Below are 26,354 nucleotides of genomic sequence, written 5' to 3'. Positions count from 1 at the left end.
GGCTATGGAATTGAATTTTCTGGAAATATTCGGTACGATTGTCGGTCTAGTCTACCTTTGGTTGGAGTACCGGGCAAGTATCTACCTTTGGATAGCAGGCATTGTGATGCCTGCCATCTATATCTTCGTATATTACAAAGCAGGACTGTATGCCGATTTCGGTATCAATATCTACTATCTGATAGCTGCCATCTACGGTTGGTTCTTTTGGATGTGGGGACACAGAAAGAAGAAAGGTCAACAGTCGGCAGATGCTTCAACCGGTGACAAACCCAAAGATCTTCCTATCGTGCATACTCCATGGAAATGTTACTTACCTCTTTTTCTGGTATTTATTGTTGCATTCATCGGCATTGCGTGGATACTAATCGAATATACGGACAGCAACGTGCCCTGGCTGGATAGTTTTACCACGGCATTGAGCATTGTCGGCATGTGGATGCTGGCGCGTAAATATGTCGAGCAATGGTTTGCCTGGATTCTTGTGGATATTGTCTGCTGCGGACTTTATATCTATAAAGACCTTTATTTTACTTCTGCTTTATACGGACTTTACTCCATTATAGCTATCTTTGGCTACTTTAAATGGAAAAAATTAATGAGCATACAATGATAAACGAACACTATACTCCCGAAGCCGTGGTACTTGCCAACGGTGAATATCCTACGCATACGCTTCCCCTGAAAATGCTGGAAGAAGCTAAATTCGTGATTTGCTGCGACGGAGCAGCAAACGAATACATCTTACGCGGACATACTCCCGATATTATTATTGGCGACGGAGATTCTCTTTCGCCGGAAAACAAAACACGCTTTTCGGACATTATTCACCACATAGCCGATCAGGAAACAAACGACCAAACCAAGGCTGTCCACTTCCTGCAAGAAAAAGGCTACCGGAAAATTGCCATCATTGGTGCTACCGGAAAACGGGAAGACCACACATTAGGAAATATCAGTTTATTGCTGGACTATATGAAAAGCGGTATGGAAGTACGAACTGTTACGGATTACGGGGTATTTATTCCCGCAAATGGCACGCAGACTTTTATGTCTCACACAGGCCAGCAAATTTCCATTATCAATTTCGGAGCTAAAGGACTGAAAGGGGAAGGATTGGTATATCCGCTTAGCGACTTTACGAATTGGTGGCAAGGAACTCTTAATGAAGCTACAAGCAATCGTTTTACCATTCAATGCACGGGAGAGTATTTAGTGTTTCTAGCTTCTATGTAAACCGATATTAATTCTCAAACATTCTCATCACTATGAGAAAAAATTCTCACTGCGATGAGAAAAAATACTCATAGTAATGAGAACTTTTTCTCATTGCGGTGAGAATCTTTCTTTCATTTCAATAGACTGACAACGCTTCATAGGCCACTGTGTTACAGTCTATTAAGACTGACTATAATGAAAGTAAATAGCTCTTGAAATCTACAAATTCTTTCGTCATTTGCAGACTTTTCTTCTCGCCTTTCATAAATTCCTGCAATTTGGCAGGTATCTCTACTGATTCACCGATAATGCTTTCCACTGTTTCAAGGAATTTAGCCGGATGAGCCGTTTCAAGAAATACACCCGTTTCGCCTTCTTTCAAGCCTTCTACCAATGCACGGTATCCGCAAGCTCCGTGAGGATCGAGGAGATAATGATGTTCTTTCCAAGTTTCTTTCACCGTTTCACGGATCTGTTCATCGGTATAAGTTGTTCCTGAAATTTCGGCAGAGATAGCAGCGTGCGAACCATTATACAAATCAAGTACACGGGCAAAGTTGCTAGGATCTCCCACGTCCATGGCGTTAGCAATTGTTGCAATAGACGGACGGGGATTGTATTTACCTGTTTGCAGATATTGATAGAAAATATCGTTGCGGTTGTTGGCAGCAATAAAACGCTTCACAGGCAATCCCATTTTCTTTCCGAATAATCCTGCGGTGATATTTCCGAAGTTTCCGCTAGGTACGCAGATGACGGCATTATCCGCTTTTCCGGCACGCTTCAGTTGAGCGTATGCATAGAAATAATAAAATGCTTGTGGCAGGAAACGGGCTACATTGATGGAATTGGCAGAAGTCAATGACAGATGTTCATTCAGCTCCTTATCCATGAAAGCAGCTTTTACCAATGCCTGGCAATCATCAAACGTTCCGTCCACTTCGAGCGCAGTGATGTTCTGTCCCAGTGTAGTGAATTGTTTCTCCTGTATTTCGCTGACTTTTCCTTTCGGATAGAGCACATATACATGAATACCGTCCACACCCAAAAAGCCGTTAGCCACAGCACTTCCCGTATCACCGGAAGTGGCTACCAGTACATTTACATTCTTCTGACCTTCCTTCTTAATAAAGTATCCCAGCAAACGCGCCATGAAACGACCTCCTACATCTTTGAAGGCCAGTGTCGGTCCGTGGAAAAGTTCGAGCGAGTAGATGTTATCCGCTACTTTCACCAAAGGTACATCAAAACTTAAGGTATCATATACAATCTGTTTCAAGGTGTCGGCAGGAATATCCTCACCGAAGAAAGCATCGGCTACACGATAAGCTATTTCCTGAAAAGACAACGTATCAATCGTATCGTAAAACTCTTGTGGAAGAGGCTTGATAGACATAGGCATAAACAACCCTTTATCGGCTGCAAGACCTTTTACAACTGCTTCCTGTAAAGAAGCCACCGGCGCTTGTTTATTCGTACTATAATATTTCATGGGATGATATTTTTAGTGCTCACCACAGATTACACAGATTTACACAGATATTTTCTCTATTATTACATAATACAAAAGTCTCTTATCACTTTAAATCTGTGCGAATCTGTGTAATCTGTGGTGAACATTATTTCATAAATTCTTTAATAAACTCGTCTTCTTTCAACACACCGTAACTACCGTTGCAGGCAGATACTTCGTCATAAGTTTGCACCTCGTCCGGCTCAATTCCCGGATACCAGATAAGGAACGGGATAGGATCGGAAGTGTGCGTACGAAGTTCGCAGGGAGTAGGATGGTCAGGCAATACGGCTATTGCTACCGGTTCATTCCAATCTTTCACTGCTTCGTAGATAGGTCCTACGGCACGTTTATCCAGATTCTCGATAGTGAGAAGTTTCAAGTCGATGTCTCCTTCGTGTCCGGCCTCATCACTGGCTTCGATATGAAGATAGACAAAGTCATCGGTTTTCAAGGCTTCCAATGCAGCAGCCACTTTATTTTCATAATTCGTATTATACAGACCAGTTGCCCCTTCTACTGCAATACGACGCAATCCGGCATAATAACCGATTCCGTTTATCAGATCGACTGCCGAAATCACCGCACCTTTTTTCACTTGCGGGAAAGTTTCGGAAAAAGTAGTCATTTGCGGACGATAACCGGGGCTCCAGGGCCAAATACTATTGGCGGGGTCTTTACCTTCAGATATGCGTTTCAGGTTCAACGGATGATTCTTCAACAGTTCCTGTGATTTCAGAATCAGGTCGTTAATCAGATCTGCCGTTTCTTGCGCTTCTGGCACCAATGGTTTCACCATCAGTGGACGGAAAGGTTTCAAAGGAACATCGTGCGGAGGAGTGCAATCCAGTTCTTTATTTCCTCCCTTGATAACCAACAGATGACGGTACTGGACTCCTGTGTGGAACCGTACGCGGTCATTGCCTAGTTTCTCTTGCAGGTATTGAATCAATACGTCTGCTTCTTCTGTAGATATGTGTCCGGAGGAGTGATTCTTCAGAATTTCTCCTTCCACACAAATCAAGTTACAACGCATTGCCATCTCGCCCGGCTTCAAATCCACGCCGATACTGGCAGCTTCCAGCGGTCCACGACCTTCGTACACTTTCGGAAGATTATATCCCAACACAGACATGTTGGCTACTTCACTACCCGGATGGAAACCTTCCGCCACAGTAATCAGGCGGCCGTTACGTCCCATTCGGGCTAACTGATCCATATATGGCGTCTTTGCATATTGCAGGAGCGTCTTGTCCCCTAATGACTTCACTGGCCAGTCGGCCATTCCGTCTCCCAATATAATGATATGCTTCATTTCTTTTGAAAATTAAGAATGAAGAATGATGAATGAAGAATTGGCTGCACCATTACGCTGCATAGTAATTCTTCATTCTTCATTTTTAGTTCTTCATTTAATTAAACGTTTGCGATACTCATGATGTCGGCAAATACTCCGGCAGCCGTTACTCCGGCGCCGGCGCCGTATCCCTGAATCATCATCGGATATTCTTTATAGCGTTCTGTGGTGAGCAGGATAATGTTGTTGCTGCCTTCCAGACCGTAGAACGGGTGGTTGGCGCCTACTTCCTGTAAGCCGACAGAGGCTTTTCCGTTCTCCAGTTTGGCAACGAAACGCCAGTGTTTATTTTCTTTCTCCAATACCTGACGGCGGGCTTCAAAGTCTGCGTCGAGACTTGGAACACGTTTCCAGAAATCTTCCAGAGAACCTTCGAAGAAGTCATTGGGGACAAAGAGGTTCTTTTCAACATCTTCCTGTTCCAGACGGTATCCGGCTTCACGTGCCAGAATCACCAGTTTACGGATGACGTCTTTACCGCTAAGGTCGATACGCGGGTCCGGTTCGGAGTAGCGTTCTTCCTGTGCCATTTTGATGGTACGGCTGAAAGGAATATCGGCACTGATCTTATTAAAGATGTAGTTCAGTGTGCCTGAAAGCACTGCTTCAATCTTCAGAATCTTGTCGCCGCTATGAATCAGGTCGTTGATCGTGTTAATAATCGGAAGACCTGCACCTACGTTTGTTTCGAACAGATATTTCACACCACGTTGGCGGGCAATCGTTTTCAGTTCGCGATAGTTTTCGTAAGCGGAAGAAGCGGCAATCTTGTTGGCTGCTACCACAGAGATATTGTGTTGCAGGAAATCTTTGTAAAGCGATGCGATATCGGCGCTGGCCGTACAGTCTACAAAGACGGAATTAAAGATGTTCATTCCGATAATCTCGTCGCGGATGGTTTGCAGACTACTGTCTTTACCCTTTTCCAACAGTTCCTGACGGAAATTAGAAAGGTCGAAACCTTCACGGCTGAACATTGCTTTGGCAGCATCAATGATACCTACCACATGGAGTTTCAATCCGTTTTCCATCATGAGTTTCTGCTGTTGGCAACGAATCTGTTCTACGAGGCTGCCGCCTACCGTACCGACACCGCAGATAAAGAGGTTCAGTACCTGATATTCGGAGAGGAAGAAAGAGTCGTGAATGACGTTCAGGGATTTACGCAGAGATTTGGAATCGACCACAAAAGAGATATTTGTTTCCGAAGCTCCCTGCGCACAGGCAATTACGTTGATACCGTTGCGTCCCAGCGTACCGAAAAGTTTACCGGCGATACCCGGGGTATGTTTCATATTCTCGCCTACGATAGCAACAGTAGCTAAATCTCTTTCCGCAAGAATCGGAGAAATCTCGCCCATCTCTATTTCTTTCGCAAATTCCTCGTTCAGCACTTCACAAGCCAGGTCGGCATCGGCATTACGCACACCGATAGAAGTACTGTTTTCCGATGAAGCCTGCGACACGAGGAATACGCTGATTCCGTTCTTAGCCAATGCTTTAAAGATGCGGTAGTTTACACCGATCACCCCCACCATACCGAGTCCCTGAACAGTTATCAGGCTGGTGTCGTTGATGGAGGAAATACCTTTGATAGCCTTGCTCTGCGGGTTGGAAACTTCTTGTTTGATAACCGTTCCCACTCCGTCCGGATTGAAGGTATTCTTTATTATAATAGGAATATTCTTGTGACATACGGGATAGATAGTCGGCGGATAAACCACCTTTGCACCGAAGTTACAAAGTTCGGTCGCTTCTACATAACTCAATTCCGTAATGGTATAAGCAGTTGAAATGACACGCGGGTCAGCCGTCATAAATCCGTCTACATCGGTCCAGATTTCCAGACTTGCCGCATCCAGTGCCGCAGCAATAATGGCAGCCGTATAGTCCGAGCCACCACGTCCGAGGTTCGTCACATCTCCTGTCGTTTTATCCGAAGAGATGAATCCCGGCACTAGTGACACTTTAGGGATAGACTGGAAAGCCTCTTTCACCAACTTATTAGTCAGGTCGGTATCCAACGTGTGTTTGCTATGTTTTCTTTCGGTCTTGATAAAAGTGCGCGAATCGAACCATTTTGCTCCGTCAATCAGTTCGGTAACGATGATGGATGAAAGGCGTTCACCATAGCTGACGATTGTATCCGAAGTCTTCGCGGAAAGGTCTCTAATCAGATAAATTCCCTGGAAGATGTCCTTCAACTCGTTCAGCAATTCGCCAATCTGACGTTGCAACGACACTTGCTTTTCTCCGGCAGGAATCACCTCCTTAATCATCTCTACATGACGGTAAACGATTTCGCGGAACTCACCCTCGTATGCTGAATCTCCTGCTGCCGCCATCTTTGATGTATTTATCAATTTGTCAGTGATGCCTCCCAATGCGGAAACAACTACAATTACCGGCTCACTTGCCGACTCTACAATTCTCTTTACGCTTAAAATGCTGTTCACGGAACCTACGGACGTCCCGCCGAATTTCATTACTTTCATGAAGATACTTATTTAAATGCAATGTCCTGCTGTTTACTTTTTACAGAACGATTGGTTGTTTACGAATAAAATTGAAATTGAATTTTGCCTGCTTATACAAGCGTGAATCACGTAGATACACAAAAACTATCCATTAACCCCTAAGGGTCATGGTACACATGGATGTGACTGTATGTGGATAGTACTTCATCATAGTCCTTGTTTCTACTCTTGTTTTTGATAAGTGTCGCAAAAGTAATAATAAAAACGTTCAATCTATCACTTTTTTCGGTTTTTTTCTGATAAAAAGAATCTTCCGTCTTCTATTCGTCCTGTCATCCGCCTTTACTTTTATGACATTTTGCTACTTATATATCAAATATATTATTATATTTGCGAAAACAATCGCACAAAATCAGCTTATGAATCCATTAAATACTTCCGTATTGCTAATATACACCGGTGGAACAATTGGCATGATCGAGAATGCCGCGACGGGTGCTCTGGAGAACTTTAACTTCGAGCAACTGCAAAAGTATATCCCCGAACTGCAAAAGTTCAACTTCCCGATTGACACCTATCAGTTTGATCCTCCAATGGATTCGTCGGACATGGAACCGGATATGTGGCGGAAGCTGGTACGCATCATTCATGAAAATTACGACCGCTACCACGGCTTCGTCATCCTGCACGGAACGGATACAATGGCTTACACTGCTTCCGCATTAAGTTTTATGCTCGAAGGACTCGATAAACCTGTTATCCTCACAGGTTCACAACTTCCCATAGGTGTACTCCGCACGGACGGAAAGGAAAACCTGATGACCAGCATCGAGATTGCCGTCGCACAAAACAAGGAAGGGAGGGCGCTCGTACCGGAAGTGTGCATCTTCTTTGAAAATCATCTGATGCGGGGAAACCGCACGACCAAGATGAATGCGGAAAACTTCAACGCGTTCCGTTCTTTTAATTACCCGGTATTGGCGGAAGCCGGAATCCATATCAAATATAATAATGTGCAGATTCACGTAAATGGTGAAGAGCGGGAATTGAAGCCTCATTATCTGCTAGATACCAATGTAGTGGTACTGAAACTCTTCCCGGGCATCCAGGAAAATGTGATTGCCGCCATTCTGGGGATTGACGGATTGAAGGCTGTCGTGCTCGAAACATACGGTTCGGGAAATGCTCCCCGGAAGGAATGGTTCATACGTCGGCTTTGTCAGGCCAGCGAACGTGGAATTGTGATTGTCAACGTGACGCAATGCAGCGCAGGAATGGTAGAGATGGAACGTTATGAAACGGGCTACCAGTTGTTGCAGGCAGGTGTTGTCTCCGGATATGACAGTACGACGGAATCTGCTGTGACGAAATTAATGTTCTTACTGGGACATGGATATACAGCGGACGAGGTGCGCGACCGGATGAACCGTTCGATGGCAGGAGAGATAACTCTGTAAATTCCCTGTTTGTTTTACGCATTGAACAGATTTTATCTGAATTTGTTTTGCGCGTTGAACAAATAGGGTTTTAACTAAACAAATTCTTAAGCCAGTTCACAAATAAAATGGCCTGTTCAGAGTCTGCTCTCAAATAGCTTTTTGCAATTGCACTTCCCATAGAAACTCCGGGCTCCTCTTGCCAAGCCAGAAATGTATGAATGCGAGCCTTGGATTTATGAATTGCTTTATACTTATTCACTTTTTTATGTTCTATTACTTCCAAAGCGGCATCTACTTCATCTAACAAGTCTTTGTCATTGACAGCCAACTTAGCCAGGAAATCCTCCAACATTCCACTCAATTGATTATCAGGCATCACCCAAACTCCAATCTTCACATCGTCAGAATCATTTGGGAAAAGAATCAGCCCTTCATTTGGAAGAACATCAGGCACTGTATACTTTCCGCTTTCAACTAATATCTGAGAGATTCGTTGCCAACGCCCGGCTATATTCAAATCCGCATCAATCACAAGCCCTAATATTCGATTATTGGCAGTTTGTTTATCTATCAGAATACGAAATAATTCGATTGCTTTTTCTACTGAACCGCATGGTTTAATAAAAATATTATCCTCTAATTGATTCAATTCCCTTAAATGCGCTATCACAAACAAATCATCCGGTCCCTCTACTAATAATTTGAATGCATAATCTTCTTCTCTCCGCTTGTCAGCCATTTTATCGTTTTATCTAATTTCAATATCCTGCTCCAATACCAACTCCAAGTCTTCCTTATTATCGTAAGTAACGGCTACAACTTTACTTTTACGCCGCTCTAAACGAATAAATGTCCCGTCATTTTCTATATTTTCTGCTACAAAAGCGCGAATTGCATCACGGCTATGAGTTGTTACGAAAACCTGTATATTGAGCATCCTTGACAAACTAAAAATGACTTTCCATAATTTCTGCTGAACTGAATAGTGTAACCCATTTTCAAATTCATCAATAAGCAAAACACCCTCCTTAGTATTCAACATTGCAAGAATAATAGTCAAAATACGGTTTATTCCATCTCCCATAGAACTTAATCTACGTGGCTTTGATTCTCCCTCAAACACAACATACGGTACACGCTCATCCTCATTTCTCTCACGTGAAAGTCTATTTCTGCGTCTATCATCTTTCAAGAAGTTCAAATCCACTATTCTTTGCTCTATTATTTGCAGAGCCTTCACAACCTCTTTCTGTAATGGAGTTAGAGCTAGTTTATCAAACAAAGAAGGATTATTTATCGTATTTATATCCCCCATTCTTACATATTGAACTTTATTCAACAAATCCATTTGGGAACGAGGAACCGAACCATTAAACGTATAAAGAATCTTTTGACCGAGAGAAGGAGTAATCTCCAAACCAAGTCCTATATTTTCATAATAACTACTTGGGTCGTAATTCTCTACAACAGTACGAACTGTTCTATCAAAACCACCTTCTGTTACCTGCATCTCCGTAAAATACACAAATCGTATTTCCACCTTACATTCCATATCTGATAGCATAATAGGAAGCTCAAATTTATGCTCATTATCGTAATTAGGAACAAAGGACAAAAAACTATCCAACTCCTTTCGTTGGTGGTTTTCTACATATCGGTCAGTTGACTCACCACGGAATTCCAATAATTGCATCAGCCATTCAAGACTTCCACCAGATTGAAGTATGGAAACAGCCTCTAATAGCGAAGATTTACCTACGTTATTTTCACCTGCTATCAAATTCACACGTCCCAATTTATCGATTTGTAAACTCTCCAGGTTCTTATAATTCTTTATATACAAACTATTCATATTGAACGGTATTTTGTGTATTATCACAACAAAGATAGTTATTATTGTGATTCGCCTTACATAATTGAATTAAAATCAATGAGATTTGTTTTGTGCTTTGGGCTATTTATAGTTACTTTTGCTCCAAAAGCAAGTTGACGAGACTTATTTAGTTAGAATAAGAGATAAAATGGCAAAAGAGAAAACCGTATATGTATGCAGTAATTGCGGACAGGATTCACCGAAATGGGTGGGTAAATGTCCGTCGTGTGGAGAATGGAATACGTATGTTGAAGAAATCGTACGGAAAGAACCTACCAACCGCCGCCCGGTGTCGGGCATTGAAACACAGAAACCCAAACCACTGGCACTTAGCGATATTGAAGCGGACGACGAGCCACGCATCAATATGCACGATGATGAATTGAATCGCGTATTGGGTGGCGGACTTGTACAAGGTTCTCTTGTCCTGATAGGCGGTGAGCCGGGAATCGGTAAATCCACGCTCGTCATGCAGACCGTACTGCACATGCCGGAAAAGAAAATCCTTTATGTGTCCGGTGAAGAAAGTGCACGACAGCTTAAACTCCGTGCCGATCGTCTCTCTGACGCTTCCAGTGATTGCCTGATCGTTTGTGAGACTTCGCTCGAACAAATTTACGTGCATATCAAGAATACGAATCCCGATTTAGTGATTATTGACTCTATACAGACTATTTCCACCGAGAGTATCGAATCATCTCCCGGAAGTATTGCGCAAGTCAGAGAGTGTTCGGCATCTATTCTTCGTTTCGCGAAAGAAACGCATACCCCTGTGTTGCTGATCGGTCATATTAATAAAGAAGGAAGTATTGCAGGACCTAAAGTATTGGAACATATCGTCGATACCGTCCTTCAATTTGAAGGCGATCAGCATTATATGTATCGTATTCTGCGCAGCATCAAGAATCGTTTCGGCAGTACGGCAGAGTTAGGGATTTATGAAATGCGTCAGGATGGGTTGCGCCAGGTGAATAATCCTTCCGAGCTTTTGCTTAGTCAGGATCATGAGGGAATGAGTGGAGTGGCTATTGCTTCCGCTATCGAAGGAATCCGCCCGTTCTTGATCGAGACACAGGCTTTGGTCAGTTCTGCTGTTTATGGAAATCCTCAACGTTCGGCAACCGGTTTCGATTTAAGAAGAATGAATATGCTGCTGGCTGTTCTCGAAAAACGTGTCGGATTTAAGCTGGCACAGAAAGATGTGTTCCTGAATATTGCCGGAGGACTGAAGGTGAATGACCCGGCTATCGACTTGCCGGTTATCAGTGCCATCCTTTCGTCCAATATGGACGCAGCCATTGAGCCGGAAGTTTGCATGGCGGGAGAAATCGGACTGTCGGGAGAGATACGTCCTGTGAATCGAATTGAGCAACGTATTGGTGAAGCCGAGAAATTGGGTTTTAAACGGTTCTTGTTGCCAAAATATAATTTGCAAGGGATTGACACTAAGAAACTGAAGATCGAGTTAGTTCCGGTGAGAAAGGTGGAAGAGGCGTTCAGGGCTCTATTCGGATAGGGCACTGATAAATAGTCACTGATAAATAAATGATCCGCTTTATCAATTTTATAGTCAAAAATAATATCAACAATAACTAAATGATACAAGAATACCAACTCCGCATCCTTCCCGAAATCGCAGCAAACGAACAGAAACTAAAAGAATATCTTTCTAAAGAAAAAGGTTTGAACCTGCGTGACATCACTGCTACCCGAATCTTGAAACGGAGCATCGATGCACGGCAGCGGACTATCTTTGTCAATCTGAAGGTACGAGCTTATATCCGTGAGATGCCTAAAGATGATGAATACGAGCATACTATATATAATAAGGTAGAGGGAAAGCCGCAAGTGATTGTCGTGGGCGCAGGTCCCGGCGGACTATTTGCAGCCCTGCGCCTCATCGAACTGGGGTTACGTCCCGTTGTTATCGAACGCGGAAAAGACGTACGCGAGCGGAAAAAAGATTTAGCACAAATCAGCAGGGAACACACGGTTGACCCGGAATCAAATTACAGTTTTGGCGAAGGCGGTGCAGGAGCTTATTCGGATGGGAAACTCTACACCCGGAGCAAAAAGAGAGGGAATATAGATAAGATATTGAACGTGTTCTGCCAGCATGGGGCTTCTACGGCGATATTAGTAGACGCGCATCCGCATATCGGGACAGACAAGTTGCCACGTGTCATTGAAAATATGCGGAATACCATCATCGAGTGTGGCGGAGAAGTACATTTCCAGACGCGAATGGAGGCACTGATTATCGAGAATGACGAAGTAAAAGGTATCGAAACAAATACAGGAAAGACTTTTCTCGGACCTGTGATACTGGCAACCGGACATTCGGCGAGAGATGTATATCGTTGGCTGGCTGCGAATCATGTGGCGATTGAAGCGAAAGGCATTGCAGTCGGTGTCCGTTTGGAGCATCCGGCAATGTTGATCGATCAGATACAATATCATAACAAGGAGGGACGAGGCAAGTATCTGCCTGCCGCAGAATATAGCTTCGTCACACAGGTTGAAGGCAGAGGAGTGTATAGCTTCTGTATGTGCCCCGGCGGTTTCATTGTTCCTGCTGCCAGCGGACCGGAGCAAGTGGTAGTGAACGGAATGTCTCCTTCTAATCGTGGCTCGCGATGGAGCAATTCGGGCATGGTGGTGGAAGTGCAACCAGAGGATTTAATAAGTGGAGAGTGGAGAGTGGAGAATGGAGAGTTAGCTGCGCAACGAAATGAACAGCTACTGGCTCTTAACCCATCTCTAAACAACTCTCAACTCTCAACTCTCAATTCTCAACTTCTTCCCCTTTACTTTCAGGAAGAACAGGAACGTCAATGCTGGTTGCAAGGAGGCAGAAGGCAGACAGCACCGGCACAGCGTATGCAGGACTTCACCCGCAAAAAATTGAGTTACGACTTACCCGAATCTTCTTACAGCCCGGGATTGATTTCTTCTCCGCTTCATTTCTGGATGCCGGAGTTTATCAGCAAAAGATTATCTCTCGGTTTCCAGCAATTCGGACGTTACAGTCATGGCTTCCTCACTAATGAAGCGGTGATGATCGGCGTAGAGACACGTACTTCTTCGCCTGTCCGCATCGTACGCGATAAAGAGACATTGCAACATACAACCGTTCGCGGATTATTCCCTTGTGGAGAAGGTGCAGGCTATGCCGGAGGGATTGTTTCTGCCGGAGTGGATGGAGAACGGTGTGCGGAAGCGGTAGCCAATTATTTCAATCGTTAACTAAAACTACATGAAAATGAATCATCAACCCGAAATAGCCATTGTAGAAGCAAACACACTAACCAGTCTCGGCCTGAAAGGAATTCTGGAGGAAATGATTCCTATGGCAACCATACGTACCTTCCATCAATTCAGTGAACTGATGGACGATACGCCGGATATGTATGCCCATTATTTCATTTCCGCACAGATTTATGTGGAGCACAATGCTTTCTTTCTCCCCCGGAAACGAAAAACAATTGTATTGGCAAGCGACAGTCCGCAATTCCAACTGTCCGGCGTGCCTGTACTCAACATCCATGAATCCGAGGAAGAATTGGTGAAAAATATATTGAAACTCCATCAACACGCCCACCACAACGGTTATCCGGTGAAAGATATGCCATCCATGCCTCCGGCGCAGCCTCATCAGGAAATTCTATCTTCCCGTGAAATAGAAGTGCTCGTACTGATAACCAAAGGATTAATCAACAAAGAAATAGCAGATAAACTGAATATCAGCCTGACCACCGTTATCACTCACCGGAAAAATATCACAGAGAAATTAGGTATCAAGTCCGTCTCCGGACTGACTATTTATGCGGTAATGAACGGGTATATAGAAGCAGACCGAATCTGATTCACCACAGAGGACGCAGAGGATAAAAAGGATAAAGAAGGTAAAGAGAAAAACTTTCCACACTTTTTCCCAAAAACACTCAAACAGTCTGTATCAGAGAATGAGTGAAGATGTTACCTTCACTATACCCTCTGTGTCCTCTGCGTCCTCTGTGGTGAAAATTGTGGTGAAAACTGTGGTGAAACAAATCCTAATAAATGAGGATTGACCATTGTCTATATTTGCCGTTACTTTGCAGCAGATAAATGAACAGCAGATGAAGAGAAAGAATTTTATGATTGCCCTTACGCTCCTGACGACTGGTACAGCATGGGCAGAAGATTTCCCGAAAGACTCACTAAAAATAGTAGACATCGAAGAAGTGGTAGTGATTGCCACTCCGAAAGAGAATCGTAAGTTGCGTGAATTACCGGTGGCAGCCACTGTTTTATCACAAGATAATATGCGTGCCAATCAGGTGAACTCTGTGAAAAACCTGACAGGCATCGTCCCTAATCTGTTTATCCCCGATTATGGTTCCAAACTGACCACTTCCATTTATATCCGTGGAATCGGCTCACGTATCAACACTCCGTCCGTAGGACTTTATGTAGACAACATCCCTTATATCGACAAATCCGCTTTCGACTTCAACTATGCTGATATCGAACGTATTGATATTCTCCGCGGACCACAAGGCACTCTCTACGGGCGTAATACGATGGGAGGACTTATCAAAGTGCACACAAAATCGCCTTTCACTTATCAAGGTACTGATATCCGCATGGGAGCAGCGACCTACAATAATTATAATGTGTCACTCACCCACTATCACCGGACATCCGACCGCTTCGCCTTTTCTACCGGAGGTTTCTACGAACACACAGGTGGCTTCTTTGAAAATTCGGCAAGAAACAACGAAAAGGTAGACAAGAGCAATGCCGGTGGCGGACGTTTCCGTGGTATTTACCTGCCTACTTCGAACCTGAAAATAGATATGGCCCTTAGCTATGAATATAGCGATCAGGGCGGATATCCGTATTACTATACCGGGATTACCCCCAGTGCGATAGCTAAAGCGAAAGAAAATGGTAAGGAAATGACAGAAGACCGGGCAGATTATATCGGTAAGATTTCATATAACGACCGCAGCAGTTACCGCCGTGGATTGCTCAACTCCGGTGTTAACATCGAATATCAAGCCAACAACTTTATATTAAGTGCCGTGACAGGTTATCAGAACCTGAACGACCGCATGTTTCTCGATCAGGATTTCACAGAAAGAGATATTTTCAATATTGAGCAAAAGCAACGTGCAAACACCATTTCCGAAGAGATTGTGTTGAAAGCCAAACCCGGAAAAAGATGGCAGTGGGCTACGGGAGCTTTCGGATTCTATCAATGGCTGCATACTACAGGTCCTGTTCTGTTTAAAGAAGAAGGAGTGAAGTCGGTCATTGAAAACAACGCCAATGCAGCTTTTGAAGAAGTATCTGCCAAACCCGGAGCTCCCACCATGGGAATGACCGTACATAACCCGTCATTAAGCGTAGGAGGAACTTTCGATACCCCGACTCTTAGCGGTGCACTTTATCATCAGTCTACTTTCAACAACTTGTTCATAGAAGGACTGTCCGTTACAGCCGGCCTCCGGCTCGATTACGAGAAAATCAGTATGAAGTATAATTCTCTTAGCACTCCTATCGACTTTGGTTTTGATTTTCACTTAGCTATGGGACCCAACCAAATAAACTTGTCTGATCAGAATATGAAAGCCCCTGCCTCTTTCGTTGGCAAGCTCTCTACTGATTATGTACAGCTCCTACCCAAATTTGCTATTCAATATGAATGGAAGAATCAAAATAACGTTTATGCCACCGTCACCCGGGGATATCGTTCGGGAGGATATAACATCCAAATGTTCTCTGACTTATCACAAACAGAATTGAAAAATTCGATGATGAATGCCATCAAAGAAAGTCCGACAATAGGGCAAGATGCCACCTGGGGAAAAACCATCATTAATATGATGAACCAAATGGTACCTACAAAAGAGATTGATGTAAAAGCGTCCACCACTTACAAACCCGAATATTCGTGGAACTACGAAGTAGGTAGTCACCTTACTCTATGGGAAGGAAGACTTTGGGCTGACGTCGCAGCATTCTATATGGATACCCGCGACCAACAACTCTCCCAATTTGCAGAAAGTGGTCTGGGACGTATCACGATCAATGCAGGAAAAAGCCGTAGCTATGGTGCAGAAGCAGCCCTTCGTGCCAGTGTGACAAAAGAACTTAGCCTGAATGTCAGTTACGGATATACGTATGCCACCTTTACGGATTATGTAATCACCGAAGAGCAAAAAGACGGCACTTTTAAAGTAACCGCAGATTATAATGGCAAATATGTTCCCTTTGTCCCCAAACATACCTTAAATATCGGAGGAGAATACGCCATCACCTGCAGTCCGCGCTCTATCTTCGACCGGGTTGTATTCCAAGCTAATTATAACGCTGCCGGACGTATCTACTGGACTGAACAAAACGATGTCAGCCAATCTTTCTATGGCACACTCAACTGGAGAACGAATCTGGAAATCGGTGACGCAATGATTAGTTTCTGGGCACGCAACTTCTTGAATAAAGAATATGCCGCCTTCTATTTCGAAACAATGAACAAAGGTTTTATGCAGAAAGGACGCCCAATGCAATTTGGGGTAGATCTCCGCTGCCGGTTCTAATCATTTTCACTCATAGAGATATTATTTAGTCATTTTATTGTCAGCTAAAGATTTTATCCATATAGAACAATGATTATCAAGTCATTGACACCTGACAATAAGTGCTGACAATAACCCAAAAACAGGCTGACAATAAAAGATTCGGACTTTTATTGTCAGCCTGTCTCTTATAGATTGATGGCATGGAATACGTGATAGAAGAACGTATGCCTCTATGAAGTATGCATTATAAAGCCGTTATACTTAATTAATCCAATAGGCATTGTTCTCTTAACCCTACGCTATCTTTACCTTTCCATGGCTGTGGTAGCTTCTCTTCACGGCCGTGGAGAGATCTCGTCACGGCTGTGGGAAGAAGTCACCACGGCCGTGGGAAGGTAAAGATAGCGGTACCTTCACACAACTATACCGGCATCTTAACGGAACTATACCGGTACTCTGGCATTACTTTACCTACAGTTTCCTATTGGTTTGCTTATATCTAAGATTATCTTGCCCACATCTAATACACTTCAACTACACTCCACCACGATTAAGCAAGTTTCTCTGTTCCATCAGATACACGCGTCATCTGATAAGCGATACGCTCTGTACCGTTCTTTACATAAATGATGCCACAGCGTTGAAAACCATACTTCGTCAATATATGCTGCATGACTTTATTGTCCCGATGAGTATCTACCCGGAGATTGGGCCAACGTTCGAAACACCAGTTCAAGCAGGTTTCCGATACCCCCTTCTGTTTTCCGTTCGTTGCCAGCCGATGAATCACTCCATAAGGTTCATTATTGAGCCATGTTCCTTCATAAATCTGTTGATAAGTAGGGTCGTCTCCCAAGATAAAACAAAAAGTCCCCAAAATTTCTCCCTGTTCATCTATGCAGACAAAGCTATGTCCATCTTCAATTTCCTGACGAATCAATACTTCAGAAGGATAACCGTCAATCCATTGAGTAGTATTTCCGGTTGCACGCATAAAGGCACGGGCATAGTCATAAATCTCCATCACTAAAGGGAGATCTTTTATTTCGGTAGATCTGATTTCCATCATTTGAAAAGTTATTCAAGAATAAAACAGATAATAAAATTACTCATTGATAGCTCCACAATGGGGGCATACACCTTTTTGCTTCAACTTTTCCCCACAACGCCCACAACGATACTTATACCCAATGTTCCGATGGACTTTCTTCGCAAAAACCAGCATAAAAAAGGCAAGGAACAGATAACCGATATAAATATGTGTCATCAGGATAAAGAAGAAATAGCAGAAAATACAACAAGACATCAACCCCAGCAGATAAAAGATAGCTGCAGCGGGAGTCAACTGTCGGAACAAATCATCCAGCACCGCCAAAGCGACTATCAAAAACAGCCAAATACTCAACAAGAAGACAGAGAGAATAAAAGGAACTTTGAACGGCGACAAAGTAGGATTGAAATAAAAATGCTCCCACGTTTCCGGCACAAAGACCTGCATCGATTCGTAAATCGTTGCACTGAAAGCCATCAACAAACAGAGAAATAACGGATAAACACTATCTATATCATTAAAATAGACCATCTGCAACTGCTTTCGACGAAAAGCGCGAAACAGATATACACCGACGAATAAAGCGAAGATGATAATGAAATAAGAAGCATGCGTATCACTGAAAAGATGAATGGCCTGCGAAATACTATCAGTCGGCACAAATGACTTCTTGAGTTCTTTTTCACGTATCCAGCCCTGTTCATCCTGTGTGTGAGCCAGCTTCACCCAAACACTGTCTACACTATCGGCAGGGTGAACCGCAAACTCTGCCACCACTACCCTATCCCCTTTATTCAACTGAATAAAAGTATCTTTTATCGGAAGACATTCCAAAGAGATGGAATCATCGACTACTTCCAAGTTTGTATTCCATGTATAATGCCGTTCGTACAAGTAAGTCAACGAGTCTTTCGTCTTCTTCGACAGTTCTTCCGAATCCAAAGCCGGTGCTTTATAATAACAAGATGAGAGCAAAAGTAAACATAGTAGGAGGTTCATCACTGTTTTCATTGAGCCGCTTTTACTTTCATTCGACAATTCTTACAATCAAATTCCAGACGAAAACGTTTGCCGTCATTTGACACCAGGTAATAGGGTTCTTTATAAGGTGAACGTACCCGTTGATGGATGGGACACCATCCCATACTGTAACGCAAACAATGTTTACAGAACATCAGTACCGCATCTTCCACCGCTTCTTTTTCGTAAGCCGCTGCTACCTGTTGAACCCCATGCTCCTGATAGAAAGAGGCTGCACGAGTATTCATGACATTTCCCAGATAGGTTAGCGTCGTTTGTGGAAAAGCATGATTGGTTGACTTCCATACCGACAATTCCTGACGGTAATTGATTCGACGGGCAGTTATTAACCGGTCGATTGCCTGCCGGCGGAAATCGGCTAATACCGAAGCCGGCAGAAACCAGTTGTCGGTAAAAGAGATTTCTATTTCTTTTGCTTCGAAAGGCGTATTCCCCAATTTGGACAGTTGCGTTTTCAGGTTGTCCGTCTGCGGAGTCCGGGCCGGCTCTTTCTCACGTGGAAGGATGATTGTGACTCTATTATCATCTTCGTCAGTCAATGTCAAAGAGAAACCGGAATGATGGTCGGCAAGCAACATTCGCACTGCGATTTTCCTTTCGGCAGACTTACGGGAAAGCACTCGTTCAAATTCCTGGTCGAAATTACGATATAATGTGGTACGAGGCTTGATGCGAGGCATTTCCTGTGGATATAGTTTGTTGCTGTCCACCCGGTTGATGCGGAATCCCTGTAAACGTCCCTGTTCGTCGATATAACAAACACCGTCTCCATTGTTAAAGGATTTAAGTCCCGCAACCGTCAGATAATTGCCGCGAATCTCCTTCACAGTCCCCATCTCCTCGCCCAACGACTTGGGAGTGTCGAAAGAGAAAATCTCTTTGTCACGTCCATGCAGGAAATAATGTGTGAATCCACGGCTGAAACTCTTATCCAGTTGCGGCTTAAACTCGAAATTGCACGTACCCGAAGAAGCCCTTACATATTCCGGACGACGGGCAAAGATGGCATCCAGCTTTTGACGATAAGCGGCCGTTACATTCTTCACGTAAGAAACGTCTTTCAGCCGCCCTTCTATCTTGAACGAGGAAGCTCCGGCATCCAGCAATTGCTCCAGTTCGTCACTTTGATTCATATCTTTCAGGGAAAGCAGATGTTTGTCTTTGACAATCACTTTCCCGTCCGCGTCTACCAGACTAAAAGGTAACCGGCAGAATTGCGCACATTCTCCCCGGTTGGCACTACGACCGAAACAGGCTTGGCTGACATAGCACTGCCCGCTATAGCTGACACAAAGTGCCCCATGTACGAATACCTCTAAAGGCACTTCCGGACAATTTTCGTGTATCTTTTTTATTTCACGCAACGATAGTTCCCGCGCCAGGACTACTTGCCGGAAACCCGCCTTCCAAAGGAATTTTACTTTTTCCGGTGTACGGTTGTCCATTTGTGTACTGGCATGAAGCGGTATCGGAGGAAGATTCAACTTCGTGATCCCCATGTCCTGCACAATCAGCGCGTCTACGCCAATCCGATAAAGTGCATGAATCATCTCCTCCGTCTCTTTCAACTCTTCTTCTTTCAGAATCGTATTGACCGTGACATAAATACGTGCATGATACAAATGGGCATGCTGCACCAATGCTTCAATATCTTCCAATGAGTTCACAGCCGCCGCACGGGCACCGAACTTCGGAGCACCGATATATACTGCATCTGCCCCATGATTGATAGCTTCAATGCCACATTCCAGGTTTTTCGCCGGAGCGAGAAGTTCTATTTTACGCTGCTTTATCATTGAATATCGTTGATGTTGTAAGGTGTTTCCTGATAAACGAAGTAGTTCAGCCAATTGGAGAACAACAAATTAGCATGAGCACGCCAACGTACCAACGGGCCTTTTTCAGGATCATTGTCTATATAATAATTGCGGGGCATCTCTATCGGCAAGCCTTTATCGAGATCGCGACGGTATTCCGTGTCCAGTGTCAGCGGAGAATATTCGGAGTGTCCCGTGACAAAGAATTCACGACCGCCCCGTGCCATTGCCATATAGACACCGGCATCTTCCGATTCGGAAAGCAACGTCAATTCCGGAACTTTCAGAATGTCTTCCCTGCGTACTTCTGTATGACGGCTATGCGGCACATAGAAACAATCATCAAAACCACGGAAGATGGAGTGGAAAGGTTCCAATACCCGATGTTCAAAGATACCGAACATCTTCTCTTTCAACGGATATTTAGGAACTCCATAATGATGATACAATCCGGCCTGCGCAGCCCAGCATATATATAAGGTAGAAGTGACATGCGTACGTGCCCAATCAAAGATTTCCGTAATCTCATCCCAATAGGTCACCTCCTCGAAGTCCATCTGTTCTACAGGAGCTCCGGTGATAATCATACCATCATACTTCTCGTGACGCATCTGGTCGAAATCCGTATAGAACGTTTTCATGTGTTCTATCGGCGTATTCTTTGACGTGTGGCTCTTGATCTTCATAAATGAAATCTCCACCTGAAGAGGTGTATTGGAGAGTAAGCGCACCAAGTCTGTTTCCGTTGTAATTTTCAACGGCATCAGATTCAGAATCACAATCCGTAGCGGACGAATATCCTGTTGCGTAGCGCGGGAAGTGTCGATCACAAAAATATTCTCTTCCTTCAAAAGCTCTATCGCAGGTAGTTTATCGGGTAAATTTAAAGGCATAATCGCTATATATTAGTAATTTGAGTGCAAAAATACGAAAAATATAGCAGATTATAGGGAGGTAGCTTATTTAGAAGACGTACAAATTAAGTCAATTTAAACATAGAAGCATAACAACCAATCAATAAAAGCCTTATTTTTGCCGGAGAAATTAGTACTAATAATTTAAATCTTAGAAAAATGGCATACGTAATTAGTGACGATTGTATTGCTTGCGGAACTTGCATTGACGAGTGTCCGGTAGAAGCTATCTCTGAAGGTGATATCTATTCTATCAACCCAGATGTATGTACTGACTGTGGTACTTGTGCAGACGTTTGTCCGTCTGAAGCAATTCACCCGGCTGAATAATACAAGTTACAAAAAGAGTATAGGCTGCTTTCTATGGAAGGCAGCCTTTTTTATTGCTCTTTCTTCACCACAGATTACACAGATTAACACAAATTAATTCACAATCAAACGGATAGAAAAATACAAAGAAGTTCCTTAAACAAAAAATCACCCTTACTGCATAAAAAAACTGCACTCCTAAAGTTTTGTGTCCAACTTTTGGGGTGCAGTTCATACTGTAGTAAGGATGATTTTATTAATCTAATATTTTTCAGACAGACAATCTCTTTTCAATCTGTGTCAATCTGTGTAATCTGTGGTGAACTATTATTTCAACTTAGCCAATGCTTCTTTGATACGACGGATAGCCTCTACGATATTTTCATCGCTTGTAGCATAACTCATACGGATACACTCAGGAGCACCGAAAGAGGCACCACCTACACAAGCCACGTGAGCTTCTTCAAGCAAGTACATTGCCAAATCATCCGAATCTGCAATCTTACGTTCGCCGTTACTCTTTCCAAAGAAAGCATCGCATTTCGGGAACAGATAGAAAGCACCTTGCGGAACGTTTACCTCAAATCCCGGAACTTCCTTAGCCAACTTCACAATCAGGTCACGACGGCGTTGGAATGCTTTCTGCATTTCTTTTACCGGTTCTTGTGTTCCTGTATATGCCACTTCAGCAGCTTTTTGAGAAACAGAACAAGGACCTGAAGTGTACTGACCTTGCAACTTGTTGCAAGCTTTTACAATCCATTCCGGACCGGCAATGAAACCGATTCTCCATCCTGTCATAGCGTAAGCCTTGGATACACCGTTTACAATCACTGTACGTTCCTTCATTTCTGGGAATTGAGCGATACTCTGATGTGCACCAATATAATTGATATGTTCATAAATCTCGTCAGCGATTACTATCACCTGCGGATGTTTAGCCAATACTGCTGACAATCCGGCCAATTCTTCTTTTGTATATACAGAACCTGTCGGATTAGACGGAGAACAAAGAATCAATGCTTTGGTCTTCGGAGTAATAGCTGCTTCCAGCTGTTCCGGAGTAATCTTGAAATCTTGTTCGATACCTGCCGAAACAATTACGGGAGTACCTTCTGCCATTTTCACCATTTCCGGGTAGCTTACCCAGTAAGGAGCCGGCACGATAACTTCGTCACCCGGATTTACCAATACAAGGATGGTATTACAAACAGATTGTTTGGCACCATTGGCACACGAAATTTGAGCGGCTGTATATTCCAGACCGTTTTCTTTTTTCAGTTTCTCAACAATAGCATTGCGCAAAGCCGGATAACCCGGTACCGGAGAGTAACGAGAAAAGTTATCATCTATGGCTTTTTTCGCAGCTTCTTTGATGTGGTCAGGAGTATTAAAATCCGGTTCTCCTACACTTAAGTTAATAACATCAACACCCTGTGCCTTGAGCTCGTTGCTCTTTTGCGACATGGCAAGCGTCGCCGATGGCGACAAGCTGTTCAAACGATCTGATAATTGATTCATTTTGTATCTATTTTATTGTTGTTGAGTGAAAATCGTTGCAAAATAAGCGATAATATTTGATATATGAAAACAAATTGGCAATTTACTTATTAAAATGTAAAGTATGTCCCATTCTTTCTTTCTTTGTTCTCAAGTATCGTTCATTATACGGATTAGGAACTGTTTCAACAGGTACATTTTCTACTATCTCCAATCCGTATGCTTCCAAACCAACACGTTTCACCGGATTATTTGTCAAAAGTCTCATTTTGTGTACTCCCAGTTCACGAAGGATTTGTGCGCCTACTCCGTAATCACGTTCGTCGGCAAGGTGTCCCAAACAAATATTCGCGTCAACGGTATCCATACCGTCTTCCTGCAACTTATATGCTTTCATCTTTTCCATCAGACCGATGCCACGCCCTTCCTGATTGAGGTAAACCACCACACCTTTTCCTTCTTTTTCGATCATTTCCATCGCTTTATGCAGCTGCTCGCCACAGTCACAACGTTGTGAGCCAAGGATATCTCCAGTAGCGCAAGAGGAATGGACGCGTACCAAGATCGGTTCGTCTTCACTCCATGTTCCTTTAAATATAGCCATGTGCTCCAATCCGTTTGATTTCTGGCGGAAAGGAATCAGACGGAACTTTCCGTGTTCGGTAGGCATATTTACTTCTACTCCTTTTTCTACAATGGATTCCTGTTTCAGGCGATAAACGATCAGGTCATGGATAGAAATCAGCTTCAGTCCGTGTTCGTCTGCCATCTGACGGAGTTCGGGCAAACGTGCCATTGTTCCGTCTTCACTCATGATTTCCATCAAGGCACCTGCGGGGTAAAGTCCTGCCAGACGAGCCATATCAATCGTAGCTTCTGTATGTCCGGCACGGCGAAGTACTCCTTTTTCTTGCGCGTACAACGGATTGATGTGTCCGGGACGCCCGAAAGTAGCCGGTGTAGAAGTCGGATCGGCCAACGCCTGAATAGTAGCGGCACGGTCGGAAGCGGAAACACCTGTTGTACAGCCTTCCAGTTTGTCAATGGTAACCGTAAAAGGAGTTCCCAACACGGAAGTATTGTCACTTACCTGATGCGGTAAATCCAACTCCTTGCAACGAGACACTGTGACAGGTGCACAAAGTACGCCACGTGCATGCTTCAACATGAAATTTACTTTTTCGGGAGTTATCTTTTCAGCTGCAATAATCAAGTCGCCTTCGTTTTCGCGGTCTTCATCATCCACTACTATGACAAACTTGCCTTCTTTGAAGTCGGCAATCGCATCTTCTATTCTATCCATTTTAATAGTCTCTTTCATAACACTTATTTATTGATTTTCTGTATGATGAATTGAATTTGTTCATTGTTCTTTATAATCCGTTCCATATCCTTAGCCAGACGAACGCGGAACGCCCAGATGCGGAAATAGAAAAATAAACCGATAGGGAAAATGACTCCGGCTACCAGATTCAACCAATATATATGGAACGGGCGCACATGAGCAGAAACGGAAATAACCGGATAATTGTTTAATGCGCCGATCAAAGTGGCAGATTTCGTATTGGACATTTCTTCAACCAACGCTTCCAGCTTTTCATTGATTGCCATCACCTCGTTATCATCCTCACTCGCCATCCACAACTTAAAGTAATTCGGTGCTTTTTCCAATCGTTTCCTGGCGGCATACGCTTTACACTCTGCCGAAAGTTGTTCCAAATCACCCGTCAGACGTGCGTAATCAGGATCATGAATAATCACTTCTTTCTTAAATATATGGCGCACACTACGAATTCCCACAATCTTTTTAAACCAGTTGATATAAGCATCTGCATTAAGCACCACAGAGTCTTTATTCGATTTATAAGTAAGGAAGATTCCTAACGGGGCAAGGACTGCGCTACTTGTCCACATCCCCATCCAAACAATCCACTTACCGTCGCGGGCCATTTTATATCCTGTATTATCAATGATATAATAAATGATAAACACCAACACTGATACGATGACCGGCATTCCCAGACCTCCTTTACGGATAATACCGCCCAACGGAGCTCCAATAAAGAAGAACAGCAGACAAGAAAGTGAAATCGTTATCTTCTTATGCCATTCCGTCTTATGTTTTCGAATACTATAATCATTGTTCTCCATCGTGAATTTCTTAAACCCAAGATCGTTAGCCACGTTCTCCGCACGACTGACAGCAGAAGAAATCACCTTCTGTTTCTGCGTTAAAGAGGCTACTTCGTAAAGACTATCTACATTATATTCATAAATATCCGCCTTTTCTATTTTGATCGTATCTTCTTTTGTCAATCCATAAGAAGGACGGAAATTTCCTTCTGCCACTTCCCTATAATACTGTCGTCCGATACTGTCTCCCACAACCGTCATCGAGTCAATGGAACTCTGCAACTGCGCCATGTCCTTAGCACTGGACTGCTTACCCATAATCTCACCGTCAACCATATTGAAATCGGAATTAAACTCAATAATGGTATGTTTTTCCCTGAATTCCTCGCGTCGATAAGGAACATTCTCCGATTTCATACTTTGAGCTTTCAGATTCTCAAATAAATCTCCACTATACAAATGCAGCCAAAGATGCTGTTTATCCGCGGTCATCTCCAAACGCCCGGAATCAGCATATATAATACGTGCTTTCTCAAAGCCATCTTTCATACTATAAATCAGCACATCATATAGCATACCGGTCTTCCGGTTCTTCTTAGCTACCTTTAAATTATAGTCCTTGATTTCAGAATAGAAAACTCCTTCCGGAATGTCCAACTCCGGAGATTTTTGTTTCATCGAAAGGATCAGGGTTCCCAATTTAGCCTGGGCAATAGGACCTACTACATTTTGAAAATAGAATGAGACACCGACAAGTCCGCAAACGAAGAAAGCAAGCGGACGCATGATTTTAAGGAGAGAAATACCTGCGGCTTTCATCGCAAGCAATTCATAACGCTCGCCAAAGTTACCGAAAGTAATCAAAGAAGCCAGTAGCACTGCCAATGGCAACGATACCGGCACTAATGTTAACGCGGAATAAAAGAAGAATTGAGCCATTACGCTCATCTCCAATCCCTTTCCGACCAATTCGTCTACATATCTCCACAGGAACTGCATCATGAATATGAACAGACAGATGAAGAATGTACCAATAAAGAGCATCAAAAAACTCTTTACGATGAATATATCTAATTTCTTTATGCGTAGCATCTTAATAGGTTCGTGCAATTAGGATGCAAAATTAGCACAAAAAAAGGAGCA

At 43.4% G+C, this 26,354-nt stretch carries 20 protein-coding genes; 8 read left to right on the top strand and 12 right to left on the bottom strand.

Going from position 1 to position 26,354, the window contains the following annotated elements; translation table 11 throughout:
* Positions 1-4: 4 nt before the first annotated feature.
* Together pnuC and DW173_RS19430 are read left to right on the top strand one after the other, a co-directional pair.
* The gene (gene pnuC, locus DW173_RS19435; RefSeq protein WP_120070762.1) at positions 5-613 is read left to right on the top strand and encodes a nicotinamide riboside transporter PnuC; all 609 of its coding nucleotides are present in this window, start codon (positions 5-7) and stop codon (positions 611-613) included.
* On the top strand, positions 610-1,236 hold the full coding sequence (locus tag DW173_RS19430) for a thiamine diphosphokinase (RefSeq protein WP_120145025.1): 627 nt from the start codon (positions 610-612) through the stop codon (positions 1,234-1,236). The genes pnuC and DW173_RS19430 overlap by 4 nt, the downstream gene beginning before the upstream one ends.
* 172 nt (positions 1,237-1,408) lie before the next feature.
* Here DW173_RS19430 and thrC read toward each other — a convergent pair whose 3' ends face one another.
* From thrC to thrA, 3 genes are all read right to left on the bottom strand, one after another.
* Positions 1,409-2,710, bottom strand: a complete 1,302-nt coding sequence (gene thrC / locus DW173_RS19425) for a threonine synthase (protein ID WP_120145024.1) — start codon at positions 2,708-2,710, stop codon at positions 1,409-1,411.
* A gap of 127 nt (positions 2,711-2,837) precedes the next feature.
* Positions 2,838-4,046 (bottom strand): cofactor-independent phosphoglycerate mutase, encoded by a 1,209-nt coding sequence (locus tag DW173_RS19420; RefSeq protein ID WP_120145023.1) that lies wholly within the window; start codon positions 4,044-4,046, stop codon positions 2,838-2,840.
* A gap of 101 nt (positions 4,047-4,147) precedes the next feature.
* Complete coding sequence (thrA, locus tag DW173_RS19415) at positions 4,148-6,583, bottom strand: bifunctional aspartate kinase/homoserine dehydrogenase I (protein WP_004315263.1); 2,436 nt, start codon at positions 6,581-6,583, stop codon at positions 4,148-4,150.
* 401 nt (positions 6,584-6,984) lie between these two features.
* Between thrA and DW173_RS19405 the strand changes: the two genes are divergently transcribed.
* Entirely contained in the window at positions 6,985-8,022 is a 1,038-nt protein-coding gene (locus DW173_RS19405; protein ID WP_008025258.1) for an asparaginase, read from the top strand.
* Positions 8,023-8,092: 70 nt separating this feature from the next.
* Here DW173_RS19405 and DW173_RS19400 read toward each other — a convergent pair whose 3' ends face one another.
* Both DW173_RS19400 and DW173_RS19395 read right to left on the bottom strand, forming a co-directional pair.
* Entirely contained in the window at positions 8,093-8,743 is a 651-nt protein-coding gene (locus tag DW173_RS19400; protein WP_049703552.1) for a DUF3226 domain-containing protein, read from the bottom strand.
* 9 nt (positions 8,744-8,752) lie between these two features.
* Entirely contained in the window at positions 8,753-9,856 is a 1,104-nt protein-coding gene (locus DW173_RS19395; protein WP_118407181.1) for an AAA family ATPase, read from the bottom strand.
* A gap of 169 nt (positions 9,857-10,025) precedes the next feature.
* Between DW173_RS19395 and radA the strand changes: the two genes are divergently transcribed.
* From radA to DW173_RS19370, 4 genes are all read left to right on the top strand, one after another.
* Entirely contained in the window at positions 10,026-11,393 is a 1,368-nt protein-coding gene (radA, locus tag DW173_RS19390) for a DNA repair protein RadA (protein ID WP_049703550.1), read from the top strand.
* Between the two features lie 80 nt (positions 11,394-11,473).
* Positions 11,474-13,123: an NAD(P)/FAD-dependent oxidoreductase gene (locus tag DW173_RS19385; RefSeq protein ID WP_049703549.1), complete on the top strand. Its 1,650-nt coding sequence runs from the start codon at positions 11,474-11,476 to the stop codon at positions 13,121-13,123.
* Between the two features lie 16 nt (positions 13,124-13,139).
* The gene (locus DW173_RS19380) at positions 13,140-13,742 is read left to right on the top strand and encodes a response regulator transcription factor (protein WP_008640722.1); all 603 of its coding nucleotides are present in this window, start codon (positions 13,140-13,142) and stop codon (positions 13,740-13,742) included.
* Positions 13,743-13,998: 256 nt separating this feature from the next.
* A complete protein-coding gene (locus DW173_RS19370; RefSeq protein WP_049703610.1) occupies positions 13,999-16,464 on the top strand; it encodes a TonB-dependent receptor in 2,466 nt (821 codons plus the stop codon).
* Between the two features lie 532 nt (positions 16,465-16,996).
* Here the strand turns inward: DW173_RS19370 and DW173_RS19365 are convergent.
* Genes DW173_RS19365 through metA form a run of 4 tightly spaced genes read right to left on the bottom strand, consistent with a single transcriptional unit; the run spans position 16,997 to position 21,248 of the window.
* Positions 16,997-17,515, bottom strand: a complete 519-nt coding sequence (locus DW173_RS19365) for a GNAT family N-acetyltransferase (RefSeq protein ID WP_004314570.1) — start codon at positions 17,513-17,515, stop codon at positions 16,997-16,999.
* A gap of 36 nt (positions 17,516-17,551) precedes the next feature.
* Entirely contained in the window at positions 17,552-18,508 is a 957-nt protein-coding gene (locus tag DW173_RS19360; protein ID WP_008017684.1) for a zinc ribbon domain-containing protein, read from the bottom strand.
* The gene (locus DW173_RS19355) at positions 18,505-20,334 is read right to left on the bottom strand and encodes a peptidase U32 family protein (protein WP_120145022.1); all 1,830 of its coding nucleotides are present in this window, start codon (positions 20,332-20,334) and stop codon (positions 18,505-18,507) included. The genes DW173_RS19360 and DW173_RS19355 overlap by 4 nt, the downstream gene beginning before the upstream one ends.
* Complete coding sequence (gene metA / locus DW173_RS19350; RefSeq protein ID WP_004314573.1) at positions 20,331-21,248, bottom strand: homoserine O-succinyltransferase; 918 nt, start codon at positions 21,246-21,248, stop codon at positions 20,331-20,333. Before metA ends, DW173_RS19355 begins: the two co-directional genes overlap by 4 nt.
* Before the next feature lie 180 nt (positions 21,249-21,428).
* Between metA and DW173_RS19345 the strand changes: the two genes are divergently transcribed.
* A complete protein-coding gene (locus tag DW173_RS19345; RefSeq protein ID WP_002559159.1) occupies positions 21,429-21,599 on the top strand; it encodes a DUF362 domain-containing protein in 171 nt (56 codons plus the stop codon).
* A 306-nt stretch (positions 21,600-21,905) separates the two neighbouring features.
* Here the strand turns inward: DW173_RS19345 and DW173_RS19340 are convergent, their stop codons facing one another.
* The 3 genes from DW173_RS19340 to DW173_RS19330 all read right to left on the bottom strand — a co-directional run bounded on the left by DW173_RS19340 (position 21,906) and on the right by DW173_RS19330 (position 26,303).
* Positions 21,906-23,099 carry a pyridoxal phosphate-dependent aminotransferase gene (locus DW173_RS19340; protein WP_004306402.1) on the bottom strand — a complete coding sequence of 398 codons (1,194 nt, stop codon included), beginning with the start codon at positions 23,097-23,099 and terminating at the stop codon, positions 21,906-21,908.
* 82 nt (positions 23,100-23,181) lie between these two features.
* Positions 23,182-24,399, bottom strand: coding sequence for a bifunctional 3,4-dihydroxy-2-butanone-4-phosphate synthase/GTP cyclohydrolase II (locus DW173_RS19335; RefSeq protein WP_004309056.1), 1,218 nt, complete (start codon positions 24,397-24,399; stop codon positions 23,182-23,184).
* A 5-nt stretch (positions 24,400-24,404) separates the two neighbouring features.
* Positions 24,405-26,303, bottom strand: a complete 1,899-nt coding sequence (locus tag DW173_RS19330) for an LptF/LptG family permease (RefSeq protein ID WP_032841814.1) — start codon at positions 26,301-26,303, stop codon at positions 24,405-24,407.
* Positions 26,304-26,354 lie beyond the last annotated feature (51 nt).

The sequence above is a fragment of the Bacteroides sp. AM16-13 genome (assembly GCF_003602705.1).
In the GTDB taxonomy this organism is placed as follows: Bacteria; Bacteroidota; Bacteroidia; order Bacteroidales; family Bacteroidaceae; genus Bacteroides; species Bacteroides xylanisolvens.
The sequence above is the reverse complement of the archived record's forward strand: the minus strand, read 5'-3'. Positions and strand labels throughout refer to the sequence as shown.